This is a genomic window from Paenibacillus sp. S-12 (assembly GCF_030363895.1).
Taxonomy (GTDB): domain Bacteria; phylum Bacillota; class Bacilli; order Paenibacillales; family Paenibacillaceae; genus Paenibacillus_B; species Paenibacillus_B alvei.
This window is the reverse complement of sequence record NZ_JASIUF010000008.1, coordinates 1-15712: the sequence shown is the minus strand read 5'-3', so window position 1 is coordinate 15712 and position 15712 is coordinate 1. Positions and strand designations below refer to the sequence as shown.

15 protein-coding genes, 1 pseudogene and 1 riboswitch are annotated in these 15712 nt (G+C 48.0%); of the genes and pseudogenes, 1 reads left to right on the top strand and 15 read right to left on the bottom strand.

Going from position 1 to position 15712, the window contains the following annotated elements; all coding sequences use genetic code 11:
* Positions 1–10: 10 nt before the first annotated feature.
* The 14 genes from NO352_RS07575 to NO352_RS07510 all read right to left on the bottom strand — a co-directional run bounded on the left by NO352_RS07575 (position 11) and on the right by NO352_RS07510 (position 14138).
* Complete coding sequence (locus NO352_RS07575) at positions 11–826, bottom strand: cobalamin adenosyltransferase (RefSeq protein ID WP_268600029.1); 816 nt, start codon at positions 824–826, stop codon at positions 11–13.
* A 169-nt stretch (positions 827–995) separates the two neighbouring features.
* Positions 996–1286, bottom strand: a complete 291-nt coding sequence (locus tag NO352_RS07570) for a BMC domain-containing protein (protein WP_005549798.1) — start codon at positions 1284–1286, stop codon at positions 996–998.
* Between the two features lie 116 nt (positions 1287–1402).
* Positions 1403–2878 (bottom strand): acetaldehyde dehydrogenase (acetylating), encoded by a 1476-nt coding sequence (locus NO352_RS07565; protein ID WP_005549799.1) that lies wholly within the window; start codon positions 2876–2878, stop codon positions 1403–1405.
* A 27-nt stretch (positions 2879–2905) separates the two neighbouring features.
* Positions 2906–3634, bottom strand: a complete 729-nt coding sequence (locus NO352_RS25265) for a BMC domain-containing protein (protein WP_289355267.1) — start codon at positions 3632–3634, stop codon at positions 2906–2908.
* A gap of 11 nt (positions 3635–3645) precedes the next feature.
* Positions 3646–4299 carry an ethanolamine utilization microcompartment protein EutL gene (eutL, locus tag NO352_RS07555; protein WP_005549801.1) on the bottom strand — a complete coding sequence of 218 codons (654 nt, stop codon included), beginning with the start codon at positions 4297–4299 and terminating at the stop codon, positions 3646–3648.
* 81 nt (positions 4300–4380) lie between these two features.
* On the bottom strand, positions 4381–5172 hold the full coding sequence (gene eutC, locus NO352_RS07550) for an ethanolamine ammonia-lyase subunit EutC (RefSeq protein ID WP_005549802.1): 792 nt from the start codon (positions 5170–5172) through the stop codon (positions 4381–4383).
* A gap of 198 nt (positions 5173–5370) precedes the next feature.
* Complete coding sequence (locus NO352_RS07545) at positions 5371–6735, bottom strand: ethanolamine ammonia-lyase subunit EutB (RefSeq protein ID WP_005549804.1); 1365 nt, start codon at positions 6733–6735, stop codon at positions 5371–5373.
* Positions 6736–6783: 48 nt separating this feature from the next.
* On the bottom strand, positions 6784–8214 hold the full coding sequence (eutA, locus tag NO352_RS07540) for an ethanolamine ammonia-lyase reactivating factor EutA (protein WP_005549805.1): 1431 nt from the start codon (positions 8212–8214) through the stop codon (positions 6784–6786).
* 183 nt (positions 8215–8397) lie between these two features.
* Positions 8398–9825: a sensor histidine kinase gene (locus tag NO352_RS07535; protein WP_268600027.1), complete on the bottom strand. Its 1428-nt coding sequence runs from the start codon at positions 9823–9825 to the stop codon at positions 8398–8400.
* On the bottom strand, positions 9818–10390 hold the full coding sequence (locus NO352_RS07530) for an ANTAR domain-containing response regulator (protein ID WP_005549809.1): 573 nt from the start codon (positions 10388–10390) through the stop codon (positions 9818–9820). The genes NO352_RS07535 and NO352_RS07530 overlap by 8 nt, the downstream gene beginning before the upstream one ends.
* A 74-nt stretch (positions 10391–10464) precedes the next feature.
* A complete protein-coding gene (locus NO352_RS07525) occupies positions 10465–10896 on the bottom strand; it encodes a EutP/PduV family microcompartment system protein (protein WP_005549810.1) in 432 nt (143 codons plus the stop codon).
* A gap of 12 nt (positions 10897–10908) precedes the next feature.
* Positions 10909–11268, bottom strand: coding sequence for a BMC domain-containing protein (locus NO352_RS07520; protein WP_005549812.1), 360 nt, complete (start codon positions 11266–11268; stop codon positions 10909–10911).
* Positions 11269–11464: 196 nt separating this feature from the next.
* Positions 11465–12607, bottom strand: coding sequence for a 1-propanol dehydrogenase PduQ (locus NO352_RS07515; protein ID WP_268600735.1), 1143 nt, complete (start codon positions 12605–12607; stop codon positions 11465–11467).
* A gap of 385 nt (positions 12608–12992) precedes the next feature.
* A riboswitch (adenosylcobalamin (AdoCbl) riboswitch) is annotated at positions 12993–13145 on the bottom strand.
* A 732-nt stretch (positions 13146–13877) separates the two neighbouring features.
* Complete coding sequence (locus NO352_RS07510; protein ID WP_268600736.1) at positions 13878–14138, bottom strand: DUF3021 family protein; 261 nt, start codon at positions 14136–14138, stop codon at positions 13878–13880.
* 29 nt (positions 14139–14167) lie between these two features.
* On the opposite strand from NO352_RS07510, the pseudogene NO352_RS07505 reads away from it, so the two are divergent.
* Positions 14168–14266 (top strand): annotated as a pseudogene (locus NO352_RS07505) (transposase); the annotation flags it as partial.
* Between the two features lie 156 nt (positions 14267–14422).
* Here the strand turns inward: NO352_RS07505 and NO352_RS07500 are convergent.
* The coding region (locus NO352_RS07500) for a non-ribosomal peptide synthetase (RefSeq protein ID WP_289355265.1) at positions 14423–15712 on the bottom strand (1290 nt) is incomplete at its 5' end.

Here is a 15712-nt window from a genome sequence, read left to right as displayed (position 1 = left end):
CATTTTCACCTCATCCATCGTAGTGTCCAACACGGATACGGAACATAATTATCCAGAATAAGGAGGACAGTCGGTTCAATGAACGAATGATATCCTCGCGATCTGCTTCGCCATGCTCCTTCTTGAAGGCCTGATAAGCCAGCAGCTCCGTTTCCCTCGTCAATGTGCGCAACGCATTTATAACAACAACCGCTTCGCCCATATCATAGCTGGGTTGAAAATGTTCCAATCCAAAGTGTTTCTTGGGAAAATGGGACTGCTCGCGCAGTTCCTTGGCGTTCATCCCAAGCAAATGAAACTCTTCAATGCTCTCGCTCAATACCTCGCACCGTACGATTCGCCGTACGAATTGCAGGATTTCTTCCAAATCATCGACCAACTTGGTCATGTTCAGCTTGAAGCAGCAAATTTGCGCTTCTAATAGTTTGGTTTCCAGTGAATCCAGCTTCCCGCGGAATAAGATCCGTGGATGATCCTTGAATACCAGCATATTGCCATACAAATGAGTCATATGTTCCGGTTTCGTTTCCAAAAAACCGCCATACAGCGTACGGAACCGTTTTTTCCCTTCTGTCGCAGGCTCGACATCCAGGTTTTTCGTAACTTGAACCTTAACTTCTTTTTTGGGCGCCGGTGTCTCTTGTACAGCCATATTCGCCCCGGGTTCAGGTGCTTTCACATATCGAAGCTCAATCTGGTGATCCGCCAAGAAGCTCTTGGCCGATGGCGTCAGAATTGTTCCTGCCGCCGTTTCATATACGGCAACATCCTTCAAATTCCGATTTCGAAAATGCTTGCGAAGTTCGCTTTCCGTAATCACAGCCATGTTCTCACATCCTTCTCGTGCGAATGCGTGTTGTTCAAATCCTTATCGTTACGCACAGCATATCGGCTTGAACAAGCCGATTCATCACGACAGATGAGATGCAGGATGCCAAGCGCGCTGCGCCAGCATCCTGCTCCACCTTATTCAGTAGGCTCGTCCGGAATCCGAATTACTCTACTGTTTTTGTTTTAGGCAAGATTGCGTCCACTTCGGAATGTGGTCTTGGAATTACGTGTACGGACAACAATTCGCCAACACGTTCTGCAGCTGCCGCGCCTGCATCTGTAGCTGCCTTAACTGCACCTACGTCGCCGCGAACCATTACGGTTACGAGACCTGCGCCGATTTGCTCTTTACCGATCAAAGTAACGTTAGCTGCTTTCACCATTGCGTCTGCTGCTTCAATTGCGCCTACCAAACCTTTCGTTTCTACCATTCCCAATGCGTTTGCGTTTGCCATGATTAAATTCCTCCTAATTAATTATCATTTGAATTTTTGTTTATATAAAATGTTGAGTAACCGCTATTGTGAAACAGATAAATAAGAATACTAGGACTCCCGATGAATCTATCAACTTACATTTTTTCAAGAATACGAGCGACGATCATGCCGATCAGCTCTTCTTTGTCTCCTAAATCAAGGCCAGCCAATTTATCTTGTACATTCGCAGGCTGCTCCTGCTCCAACAAATCTTCCATTTCACGGAGGCCATAAGCGACTCTACGGATATTGAGCAAATTAAGCGGGCTGATGTTGTCGGATGTCGAGCTTCCGCCAACCGCGCCGCAACCCAGCGTAAGAGCCGGTGCAATTGCTGTTGTTGCGCCGATGCCGCCAAGTGTACCCGGTGTATTTACAAGTAAGCGCGATACTGGCTTCTTCAATGCGAACTCGCGAATGATTTCTTCATTTTCGGAGTGAATGACCATCGTATGGCCTGCGCCCTCGCCATGTAGAATCTCAATGCAGCGCTCGCATGCCGCTTCCCAGCTGTCTTCTGTGTAGAAGGCAAGAATCGGAGCCAGCTTCTCGCGAGAGTATGGAACCTTCGGTCCAACTTGCGTTTCTTCTGCGATCAGCACGCGTGCATTAGCTGGAATGTCCAGGTTCGCCAATTTCGCGATATGCGCCACACTGCGTCCGACGATTTGCGGGTTCATCGTGCCATTGGCGCGCATAATGAACTTGCCAAGCTGTGCTGCCTCTTCCTTGGAAAGGAAGTACGCTCCCTGCTTTTTAAATTCCGCAATTACCGCATCCTTGCTGCATGCTTCCACAACAACGGATTGTTCGGATGCACAGATTGTGCCGTTATCGAACGTTTTGGAATCCATGATGCGCTTGACTGCAAGCGGGATGTTCGCGCTCTTCTCAATGAAGGCAGGGCCATTGCCCGGGCCAACCCCGATTGCCGGCGTACCGGAGGAATAAGCGGCTTTGACCATCGCTGTTCCGCCAGTTGCGAGAATCAAGGCAACGTCATTGTGCTTCATCAATTGATCTGTTCCTTGGATCGTCGGAACCGTCATGACGCCAATAGCGCCTTCTGGACATCCTGCTTCCGCGGCTGCCTCGCTGATTACCTTCACCGTTTCCAAAATGCTCTTAAGTGCATTCGGGTGCGGAGAGAACACAATACTGTTTCCGGCTTTTAACGAAATAAGCGCTTTGTAAATCACAGTCGAAGTTGGATTCGTGGACGGAATCAGACCAGCAATCACGCCGACTGGAACCGCTACCTCCATCACTTTGTGCGCTTTATCATCCTTCAACACACCGACTGTTTTCATGTCCTTAATGGATGCATACACTTGCTTGGAAGCAAATGAGTTCTTAATAATCTTGTCCTGCCAACGACCGAAGCCTGTTTCTTCGTTTGCCATTTTTGCGAGCTTCTCGCGATGCTTGTAGCCAGCATCCGCTACCGCCTTGACGATGCCGTCAATTTGCTCCTGCGTCATAACGGCAAGCTTCGCTTGCGCTTCCTTGGCTTTCTTAATCAGATCACGGACTTCTTGAATGGATCGCAGGTCTTTATCCAATGTTTCCATCAATATTCCTTCTCTCTACAACATTTTTTACAAGCTTGCTTTTTTGTTTGACTTACTGCGCTTCGTTGTCGGCGCTGGCACCGGCTTCACGATTGAGGCGCTGCCGTTGCCTTGGCTTTTTGCTGCATCCTTTGCCTTTTCTACAGTAGCTGCTGGTTTGGCAGTCGACTGAACAGTGCCCATGTGTCCAGGGTTTGGCTTCCGTTCTTCGACTTTATTGCCACCCTCAACTGCTGCAGATACTGCCTTGGCATGTGATTCCATCGCAGCAGTATCGGCCTTCGACTTTGCATCAGAAGCTGTTTTGACTTTCGGTTCTTCTGTCTTCGAAGCTTCCTTTGCTTGGTTCGTCTGAGCTGTGGGAGCTTTTTCAGACACTTTATCGGACACCACTTCTGCGTCCTTTGTGTCTATTTCGACTGCTTGGCTGGTAAGAACACTCTCAACGTCAGAAGTATCTTCACCATTTTCATGAGCATCAAAAGGCTCTGCCACCAAGGCAGCCGTCTCTTCGTGCATTCGAGCAATGACATGACGTGTTACCAGTACATCCAGCCGTGTGGCCATTTCTGCCCCTGCCTCAACGGCTGCCTGCACCGCACCGACATCTCCATCGAGCTTAACTGTCACCAGTCCGCCCTTAATGATCTCTACTCCGATGCAGGTTACACTCGCTGCCTTCAATGCGGCATCCGCCGCAGCGACTGCACCCAGATAACCTCTAACCTCAACCAATCCTAACGCGCTATGTCTCATCGTACGCTACCTTAATAACTCGTCGGATTATCTGCGACGAATTGGACAGCGTCCGCGAAGGCATCGCATGCTGCCTTGCAGGCCGATTGGCTGCCTGTGAGCAAGCCGCCTGCGAAGTTAGTTTCAGAAGGCGGTCCGAAAAATGCGGCAATAGTGACATCCGCAGCCTTCAACGCTGCATCTAATGCATACATGGCTTCCAGTGGAGGAGCGATCAAATAAGCCAGCGCTTCTCCTTCCCGGATGCCCGCTGTTTCGGACAAATACGAGCCTGTGCGGGACACGCAGTGAGCGAAATACGTAATGCTATTATCCTCATTAGCGCTCACGAAGTGCGCGCCGCTTTCAATGAAATCTGCAACGGCACTCATGCCGCTGCGCACTTCCTCTGGATTAGGCCCAGCCAAGATCCCAATGACCTCGCCCGCCAGCTTCGTCGAAGCATTGGCCGATCCGGCATACATGCTTTTTGCGTAAACGACATCTACAGCAGCCGACTTCGTCGCTTCATCCAATGCCACATACGTGACATCGTCAATGTCGGCAGTAATGATGCCTAGACTCTTATGGTGCGGCTTAAGCTCCAGCTTGCTTGCCATATCCAGGCTTACGTTGGAAATGAGCTTCATGCCGAGCACGGTTGCATGAATCGGTTCGTTTCTCATACGTGCCTTCCTCCTTACGATTGCTATCATTGTGTGTTCGAATTGACGAAATTCAATCCATAATTGCGCTTCGAACAACCGCTATAGTTTCAAATCAATACCAGATGCTTTGCGGTCGATCATTGTCTTGATGAGTTCCGCAATATGAGCGCCCGCTTCAACTGCAGGCGTACCGCCCGAGTGAATGTTGGAAATAACGGTGCGTCTTGCTTCAGGCATCCCTACAGTTGGCTTATAAGCAATATAGGCACTCATTGATTCTGCAGTCACCAGTCCCGGACGCTCGCCAACGAGCAAGCATACGACATCCGCTTCTGTTACATCTCCAATGACATCCATTGACGGAACGCGGCAATGCTTAACGAACAGGATATTGCCGGCCTCAAAGCCGTACATTTTCAAGCCTTGCGTAATCGCGGGAATAATATCGCGCAAATTCGCTTCGATCGCAGCCGAGCTCAATCCGTCCCCGACCATGATCTGAACTTTGGCCTGCTTCGTTGTGTTCTGCTTAATATACGCAATCGTGTCATCCGAGAATTGACGTCCCAAATCAGGGCGCGTAATATATTCATCCTTGTCCCGACATTTTGTCGCAACCGGCACAAGGTTCATTTCCTTCACGAAATCTTCGGAAACGTAGGAGAACACCGCATCCTGTGCAGCAGCATGGTCAGCGCGGAAGCGCAGCGACGTAATCGTCTTATAACGCGGGCCCGCACGCCATACACCAAGTCGAGCCGGTGTTTTCTCTTTCATTTTCAGGTAGCCTTCGCGATCTTCCGGTTCCGGAACAAGCAGCAATTTGCGCAGATCAATTTCTGTAATGTCATCCAGACATTCGCCATCGTCCACTTGTTCTTCTTCCTTCATTGTTGCAGTCGCTTGTACAAGCCCGCCAACAGCAGCCTCTGCTGTCTTTTTTTGCGGAGTAGAGGCATCCGCAGCCTTCGATTCTGCTGGCTTGACTGCTTCCGCTGCCTGCTCTGTCTTGTTTCCTACCATTTCGTTTAAGATCGACTCAATCATCGACTTCAGATCTTTTTCATTCATAAGAGCTTCCTCCTTTCCCTACTTGAGAAACACCGAAGCGTCTCCGGCTTTTTTCGTCAGCTTGCCATTTTCAATGAAGCCCATTTTCTCCATCCATTGTTCAAACTCGCGGATCGGACGCAAGCCGAGCAATTCGCGCAGTGTCGCAGTTTCATGATAGCCAGTTGTCTGATAGTTAAGCATGACATCATCACCGTGCGGGATGCCCATGAAGAAATTGCAGCCTGCAGTGGATAAGAGAACTGCCAAGTTTTCTAAGTCATTCTGGTCAGCCTTCATATGGTTCGTGTAGCAAGCATCACAACCCATGGAGATGCCTGTCAGCTTGCCCATGAAGTGATCTTCCAAGCCGGCGCGAACTACCTGCTTCGCATCGTACAGATACTCTGGACCGATGAATCCGACAACAGTATTGACAAGGAACGGATTGTACTTCTTCGCAAACCCATAGCAGCGCGCTTCCATCGTTACTTGGTCAATGCCATGATGGGCTTCGGAAGACAGCTCCGAACCTTGACCTGTTTCAAAGTACATCACGTTAGGTCCTGCTACTTGTCCGTGCTGCAAGACAAGCTGCTGCGCTTCCGCAATCGTATCGGCATTGAAGCCAAATGCTTCATTCCCTTTTTGGGAGCCAGCGATCGATTGGAATATCAGTCCGGTCGGCGCGCCGCGCTTCACCGCTTCCATTTGCGTGGTAACGTGAGCCAATACGCAGGTTTGTGTTGGAATGTCCCACTTCTGGCGGAACTCCTCGAACCGCTTCAGCACGCGCGTCACGCTCTCAACGGAATCATCAACCGGGTTGAGACCGAGCACGGCGTCCCCGATACCGAAGGTTAAGCCTTCCATAAGGGAAGCCATGATTCCATCCGGGTCATCTGTTGGGTGGTTCGGCTGCAAGCGTGCCGACAATGTACCCGAACGTCCGATTGTTGTATTGGCAGTAGCCGTGATACGAATTTTCTTCGCACCGTACATCAGGTCAAGGTTGGACATAATCTTCGTAACCGCAGCAATCATCTCTGCCGTTAATCCGCGGGATACTCGCTTGATGTCAGCTTCAGTTGTGTTTTCATTCAGAATCCACTCCCGCAGTTCTTCAACCGTCCAATTCTGAATTTCACTGTAGATGCGCTCGTTAACCCCGTCTTGAATAATGCGGGTAACCTCATCTACCTCGTAAGGAACGGCCGGATTGTTGCGCAAATCCGACAGCTTAATTTGAGACAATACGACCTTTGCCGCTACACGCTCTTCTGATGAAGTAGCCCCCAGTCCGGCTAAGGTATCACCCGATTTTTCCTCGTTGGCCTTTGCCATGACTTCCATGAGCGTACTGAACTGATACACGCGGCCAAACAGCTTTGTTTTTAAAATCACAAAAGCTCCTCCTTCCAAATCGAAATCAATTTATCTTACTAATCTCCTCTAATGAAATACGAGGGTTTTAATCACGACCGGCAACACCTTGCCATTCGCAATTGGCTTGCCGATGTCGATATAGTCGCCGTTGTCGACCATGACGCTGTCGATGCAGACAACATCCTTCTTGTAACCAAGCAGCGCGTACAGTGTCTGTCCCAGCACCTTCGCCATATCGTGATGGACGATCACGATGAGTGGATAATCCCGCTCCAGCAGCTCGGACATGCCTTGGTACAGTCCTTGTGCATATTTCTGCACCTCTTGAAAGCTCGGGCTCTTCTTCCCTTCCACGGCGATCGCGACTCGCTGCAAATCATTGTTCAGCTTGAACCAATTCAGCTTGTCGGCGACAGCCTGCGACAGCCTATCGCTGCTTCCTGACTCATCCGCAGCGGCCAGCTTCAAAATCGGAATATTCTTGATTGGGAAGCTCTCCTCCGTGTACGTAATCGTGCTGCCGCTAATTTCCGTCGTATGAGAGCCTGCTCCGACTACGGTCGCTCGAATCGTCTCCGCCGAACGGGCCACAGTCATCTGCGACGTAAGCGGTGAAGCAGCGATCGCCCTGCCTAGCAAGATGCCAATGTCGCCATATTGGAACACATCACCTGATGCCTCTTGATAAATGTAGTCCGCTACGCCGCCGGAGAACGAAATGCATGGAATCGAACGTTCCAGCTTGAGCCCTTTGTTCGTGATGATCGTGTCATAGAAATCTCCAGCCTGCCTGAGGCCTACACTCTCTTCGAGCAGCTTGACCATCTCTCCGATAATCGGTTCCAGATCAACTGGAGTCACCCGCTGCCTCAGAGCAAGCTTGATTCCCCTTTGCTCTGCAAGCTGCTTGATTTTTGGCGCAATATACGTAACCTCATGCGTGCCTTGATCCACCTTAATCAGCCGCCCACCAATATCGAGGCATCCTGTATCGATAAGATCGCCGTTAGCGAACAGCGCCAAATTACTTGTGCCGCCGCCAATATCGATATTGACGATAGAAGTGGAATGCTCCTTGGAATACGTATGGGCGCCGGCACCTTTAGCTGCAATAATGCTTTCCAGATCCGGGCCTGCTGTTGCGACGACGAAATCACCGGCGAATCCGCTTAACGAGAGTACAGCTTCATTGGCATTTTCCTTGCGGGCCGTCTCGCCGGTAATAATGACCGCACCTGTCTGAATGTCTTCCTTGCGAATGCCCGCCTTCTCGTACTGCTCCTGAATGAATACCTGAATCTTCTGCATATCGATTCGATTGTCTTCCATTACAGGCGTGAAGCATATATCGCTTCGATACACGACTTCTTTATCTGTAATGACTAGACGCGGCACCGAGAAAGAAGACGCCAGATTTTGAATATGGAGCTTCGACAGCACAATCTGAGTTGTCGATGTCCCCATATCGATGCCGACACTAAGCAATTGCTCTTCCACTTCGTTCACCCCCATCCATTGATTTCAAATTGAACATTCGGGCATCAATTTTCCCCTTGATTGCGGTACAATTTAAAAGCGAATAAAAAAAGGCTTAAAGTACTGCCGAATTCCGATAAAAACCGGAACCGGTCAACTTTAAGCCTCTTTGCTTCTAAAACTACGCCCTTGTAGTCCGAATATTCATTTTTTGAACGTAAACGTAACAGCAGTGCCATCATCGCCAGAAGCGATTGTCAGCTTTCCCTTCAGCTTATCCTTCACATAGCTGCGAACAATAGATAACCCCAAGCTTTTGCGCGGAGCGTCTTCTACCGCAAAGCCTGTCCCATTATCAGCCACGATGACAGTCACGAGATCGCCTTCCGCTTGCGCGTGAACCGTAATCTTGCCCTGCGTGCAATCGCCAAACGCATGCTCATAACTATTGTGAAGCAGCTCGCTCACGATGAGCGCAATATCCACTGTGCGGTCGCTATCCAGACAAATGCTCTGCGTCGACGTGATGTCCATCTCAATCGCATGGCAATGTAAAAAGCAGCGCTCGATATTCGTTGCAATGAGCCGAATAACGTCCAGCAGATCCACTTGCGCATCAATTTCCGTTGATAACAGCTCATGGGTGGCCGCAATCGCCAATACCCGGCTGACGCTGTCGTCCAGACACTTTTTGGCCTCAGGGCTCTTGCACTGACGTCCTTGAATGCGCAGCAGCGATGCTACCGTCTGCAAATTATTTTTTACACGATGGTGAATTTCACGGATCGCTACCGATTTCGAAATGATTTCTGCTTCCTTGTCTTTAATCTCGGTCACATCGTGCAGGATGACGCCTACACATAAATCCTTCTCCTCAATAAACAACCGCTTCACTTGAAAATAGCGGCCCGCTGCCTTCACGTCAGTCGTGAGCGGACAGCACGGTGAAGATGAATGCTGCTTCATCACCTCAGAGAACATCGTCCGATCAAGCGACAGATTGTCATAATGCAAGCCCTGTATATCCTCCAAATAACCAAGCTGCCTGTAATATGCGTCTGCCTGCTTATTTTTCAGTTTCAAAAATCCGTACTTGTCGAATACGAGAACGGCATCCTCCAACTGATTGATGAGCGAATCCTTGAACCGCAGCATTGCCGTAAGCATTGAAGACATTTCACCATCTTCATAAGGCACACCTGATCCCATATTGAAGTGGGCTTGGATATTGTCGCTTACATCTTTCTCGTAAATGACGACCGCAATTACGCCATCTTGATTTTTCATCGGATAGACGGTCTGCCGAACAAGGTGATTCTCCTGCGTGTTGGCAACCAGACCCTGCGACATCATTCCGGTCTCCAGCGTTCTCAGTACGCCAGGCTCATTCTCGCGCAGCGCCTTCTCGCCTGTGACCGGCCGCTTGTACAGCGACTTTCCTTCATTTGGTCGACGGTGATACACGACGATAGCCTCATTCGCTACACTGGACAGCACGTCAATGAACACATCGTCCTGAACGTCGGTATTCTCAAAAGACTCGGCGATTTCACAAATCCATGCAATGTCCGCTTCGGACAACCCCGTATGCAGCCTGCACAACTTCCCAATTCGTTCTTTGAAATCAATCATAGGACATGACGATCGTGGTAGCGATTTCAATCATCGGACATCGTCTATCCATACTCAATTTGCGCAAGGTTTGATAGGCTTCCTCTTCGGTGTAGCCATTTTCCTTCATCAGAATCCCTTTTGCCTTCTCAACCGCTTTACGCTCTTCCATCTTCTGCGTCAGCTTCGATAGATTCTGCTCCAACTTGCGTATTTCCTTGCCTTTTGCGATGGTCACTTCCACCATGGGAATGAACGACTTTTCATCAAGCGGCTTTACCAGATAGCCAAGCGCACCGACAGCCGAGGCTTTCTCGATGGTTTGCTTGTCGCTGAAGGCGGTTAAGAGAAGAATTCCTCCCGCCAGCTGCTCTGATAAGATTCGTTTACTAGCCTTAAGCCCATCGAGGATGGGCATTTGAACATCCATGATGACGAGGTCTGGCAGATGCTTCTTGCATAATTCGATGGCTTCAAATCCATCGGAAGCTTCGCCTACTACATTGTAGTCCGCCTCTTCGAGCATCTCACGAATATCCATTCTTGTAATAGGTTCGTCATCGACTATTACAATTTTTCCATTCATGTGTCATGCACCTCATTGTCTGCCGTTATTTGCTTGTCTACCGGTATTCCGCTTCTTGCAGTAGAATAAACCGTTTACGCCTCCAAATATTGCCGAAGCGCCTCCACTCCCACATTCTCTATCGTCGAGACTTCAAAAATCCGTTCCACACCAGCCGCTTGAAGGTGAGCTCTCGCTTGCGCGATTTCCTCCTGCGACTGTGCCAGCTCCACCTTGGTTACCACGCCGATAACCGGCTTGGCGAATACGGTTGCGAAGGCGGGTGGAAAGTAACTGTCTTCCTTCGTGCAATCTTGCACAAGCCCGATTACATCTGCATCTACGCTCGATACGAGCAGCATCTTGTACAAATATCGATTCTCGATGCACTCCCCCGGCGTATCAATCGCTTGGTCGAAGCTTTCGATCGCTTGCGTTTTTTTATAGGCAATTTCTTCACCATGCAGCCATTGGCACAGCGTTGTCTTGCCTGAACCGGTGCTTCCGGCGAAAATAATTTTTTTCATCAGCTTCTTCACCTACGTTCTTGTAATGTTCGCAGCAGCAGAGAAGCCTAAAATATTTTGCAAGCCAAGCAGCACTTCACTTATAGCAGATTCAACGGAGGATACATCGCCTGTAATCACAAGCGATCCGCTAAAGCGATCGACAAAGCCGATTTGTACTCCAGCAGCCTTCGTTGCGATATCCGCTGCTATAATAGATGCCTCGCTTGGTGTTATGGTCATGACGCCGATTGAATCGTGCGCATCGCTGCCCAATCCCAACTTTTTGTAGATGTCCGGGTTCGGATTCGCGATAATATGAGCCAATGTGACCTGTTTACCAGGCACGTACTCTTGGATAACGCGTTGTTTTTCATTCTGGTGTTGCTCCATACCATCATCTCACTCTCATGTCAGAAAACACGTGAAATTGCTGTAAAAAACATAAAAGCCCCTTAAAAGTTCACGCAGGAATTTTTAAGAAGCCTCTTCGCTTGGTTTTGTATGCAACACGCCGTTGTGTTACCTTTACTATATTTTAATACTGCAAACGTTGTCAATACACATTCAGACAAAATTCGACGCAATCTCAAGATTGAAACATTTTGTTCAAAATTTCGGCCACATCCCCTGCCGTTGGCACGCGAGGATTCGTCGCCGTGCAGCCATCCTTCAGCGCTCCCTCGGCAATCGAGTCCCTCATTTCATCCAGCAGCGCCTGATCAACTCCACATTCCTTCAGCGTATACGGCATCTGCAGTTGTTTCTGCAGCTGCTTGATCGCTTGTACAAGGCTGCGAACACCGCTCTTTGGATTTGGTGCGGACAGTCCCAAGCTCTTGGCGATTTCTGCGTAGCGAACTGCGGCAGCAGTGCTCTCTTCCCTGCCATACCCTGGTTTATAATTCGCATTGAATTCAATGACATGCGGGAGCAGCATTGCATTCATGCGGCCATGCGCAATTTTGAATTTGGCCCCTGCGACATGCGCAATGCCATGATTCAGTCCGAGCGAAGTAATGTTGAATGCCATACCCGCTATGCAGGATGCATTATGCATTTTCTCACGCGCTTCTAAATCACTGCCATCCTTATAGGCTCTTGGCAAATAAGCAAATACCAACTTGATAGCCTTCTCTGCCAGCGCATCCGATATATCGTTCGCCTTCGTAGATACATAAGCTTCGATTGCATGCGTCAACACATCCATTCCGGTATCAGCCGTAATGAAGTCTGGAACACTCTTAACCAGTTCCGGATCTAATATCGCCTCTTGCGGCAGCATCTCATCGGATACGAGCGGGTATTTAATGTTTTTCTGCTTATCACTGATTACCGAAAATGATGTCACCTCGGAGCCCGTCCCACTTGTCGTCGGGATTGCCACGAATGGAATGTCTTGCTGGTTCAGCAGCTTTTGTGCAAACAGCTTCATCGCCTTGGCCGCATCAATAGCGGAGCCGCCGCCGATAGCAATAATCAAGTCGGTGTTGAATGCGCCTAATGCCTCTACACCTTCTGTGACAATCTCAACCGGCGGATCTGGTACGATGTTGCTGAAAATATATTGCTCATTGCTGTCATGCAGCCGATCGAATACCATGTTGATCATCCCTGATTTGACCATAAAAGGATCGGTAACGATGAAAATACGCTTATTGCGCCATTCCATCAGACGATCCAGCGCACCATGACCCATGTAGAGATCGGCTTTAATCGAAAGTTTGTCCACGTAAAGCACCTCCAAGGAGTAGTTACAACAAAAAAAGAGGCCTCTCAAAGGAATAGTTCCCTTTAAAAAGCCTCTTTGCTTGTTATGTTGTCTGCACGCCATTGTGCAGCTTATCATTCAATTGTCATTTATACTGTACATCGTAATGCAAACATGCGTCAACCGCAATGTCGACGATTTCATCATTACGACAAATCTTCTGCAAAAAAATTGGGACATGCACACCATTGTGCATATGATTCTTCATCGTTGAAAAATGTCCCGCTTGCTTTTATTTATACGTCTTCGTATGTTTGGCGGCGAGCACCCGGCCCCTCCGACAGCATTGTCGGCAGCCTTCAAGCAATGTAAAAAAGCCTAGCGAGGCGGTATCGTCACTAGACTTGTAAACCAGTCACTTTCGCCTCGAAATGACTGGCCTGGCAAAGTTACTAGACAAAAGACCTGACTTAAGACCGAGCTCATCGGCCTATTACAGTGGCGGGACCGCGTTGGATTTGCACCAAACTTCCATTGTCTATAACTTCTTCTATTGTGCATGACGTGAATGGTCGTCCATTCGACATAATTATAGCACAAACGATCTGAATGGCAATATGAAAAAAATAAAAGATAAAAGAATTGAGGATTTGCTCGTCATTATGTCCCCGCAGATGTGAAGCACCCTGCCCTTTGAGATAGCAATCGAAAAACTCTACTAGAATATGATTCATCGTCTCAAGACAGTAAATGGATCAATCTCTGCCCTGCCGCCCTGCAGCATATTGGACAAAAGCGGGGAAACCAGAGACAGGTTTGTAAGAGGGCTGGAGTTAAAGCGATGACAACGAGCAGAAGCATAGCAATTGCATTCTGATAACGCGGCTGCTTCTATATTTTTTCGTTCCTCTTTGCTGCGTATGAGCGTCCACACTCCAAGAAGCGCCCAAACAAGCAGCAAAAGTCTAAGCCCCAGCCAACGGAAGCTCCATTCAATAACCGACGCCAATGTGAAAATTAGGAATGCTGCAAACGCGCCAAGCCTTATCATGGCTTTGATCTTTTTCTGATATGACTTTGTACAAATGCGGTATAGTGCAAAAGATATCTCACAAACAGCTGCAATGATCAAAATTATGATTTCTATTATCCAAATTCAATCCTCCTCTGCTTCATCAGTGCAGCATCAGCATAATTAACGATTGGTGCAGAGTAAATATGTACGACACTATGCTGTAGGAATAACAAAGTAAGCTAAAAAAAAGACGAGGTAAGCTGCTGCTTCCCCGTCTTATTGAACTTCATCATTTTTTAGTTTTCGCAACTGCTCGTTGATTTTCGTTGCGACCTTCCTATCACTGCTCCATCCAAGCCAACGGACGAGAAGGGAGATAATTGCGATTTCAACTGCGACTATCATTGTGCCAACTGCTCCCGTTACCCAGCCCATCCAATTCGTGAATGTAAGCATCACAACTTCTACGATTACAAAATGGATCAAAATTCGCATACGCATTCCCTTTTCACTGATATCAGCAGGAAAATGGAACATAAGACTTGGCAAGACCCCCACCAATGCGACGTGTAGGCACACCTGCGCTTCATATCCCACGTATCCGGGATGGTAGGTTCTCTACCGATTTATTTGCCCAATATCAACGTAGCGAGCAAGCTTTTGTATTTATTGAATTCATTGATTCTGTTTTCTGATGTGTTTATCCTTCATTGTAGAGTGCCTCCTGTGCTGGGGTTTGTTCTTTGGATCGAACGTTCCCCAGCATACAGAAGGTGCTTTTTTCATTCAAACCACGAATTCATTTATTACAGCAATGGCTCCTATCGTACTTTGTTATCATCTTTTTCTTTCAAACTGACATGCTGGACAATCTGAATCCATCTTAAAAACAACGATTGAATATAATCCGAATTGAGGGTGCGATTTAAAATCTTTGCCTCAAAATAAACAGCTTCTTCATTCATAGTAAAAGAGAATGAGAAATCACAGTATTCCTTATAGCCTTTATTTCCTGTGAACTGATATAAAAACATCGGAAATAACCCATTTTGCTTGTAATCAATAATAAATTTTGCTTGTGTGCATTTTGGAGCTGCTTGTTTCTTGCTATTTACGTTCTCCAACAATACATTCAAGTCGTCGTGATTACAGATCTCGAATGATGAAAAAGTATTATTCGCCCCATAGCAAACCGACAGCTCCTGCTGACCTGTCGCCTCGATAACACTGTATGTGTACAGAAACAATAGCCACGACTCCAGTGCTGTCTCGTTCTCTGATTGCATTTCCTTCAGTACATGAAATAAATCACTGTTATCTTGGAAATGGAATACGAATTCCTTGTTCCTACTACCTAACAGATACGAATCTGGGAACGGAACTTGTGCACATCTCAATGCTGCTTGACGACTTACATCTATGAACGTTGCCAACTGGGCGATAGTCGGATTTGCGAATATATCGCCTACTTTTACAATCCCTGGGTACTTTTCTTCAATTCGAGCCAACATACTCATGATTAATAATGAATTTCCGCCTAGTTCAAAGAAATTATCATGAATGCCGATTTGCTCACTCACAAGAATGTCACGCCAAATGGTTACAAGTTCCTTCTCCCTATCGTTTTGCGCGGCAACAAATGTATCGTGTTCCACAAGGGCCCGCACGTTTGGCGAAGGCAACCGATGTTTATCCACTTTCCCTGAGCTTGTGACAGGAATTTGCTCCAATTGCATAATAAACGATGGAATCATGTACGATGGAAGGAACTTCTTTAAGTTTTGTTTAATCTCAAATGGATCAACCACTGTATGAGAGACGATATACCCACATAACGATTGGATTTCATGATGATTAGTTGCAACCACAACCGCATCTTGGATTCCTTCCAGTTGCCGCAGCGCATTTTCCACTTCTCCCGGCTCGATCCGGAACCCCCTGATCTTCACTTGGTCATCAATACGGCCCAAATAGGCTATGTTCCCGTCCGGCAACCATTTGGCTAAGTCTCCCGACCGGTACAGTTTGCCCTCTCCGTATGGATTCTCAATAAACTTCTCTGCGGTTAGTGCCGGAAGGTTCAAGTACCCTTTTGCCACACCGCTGCCTGC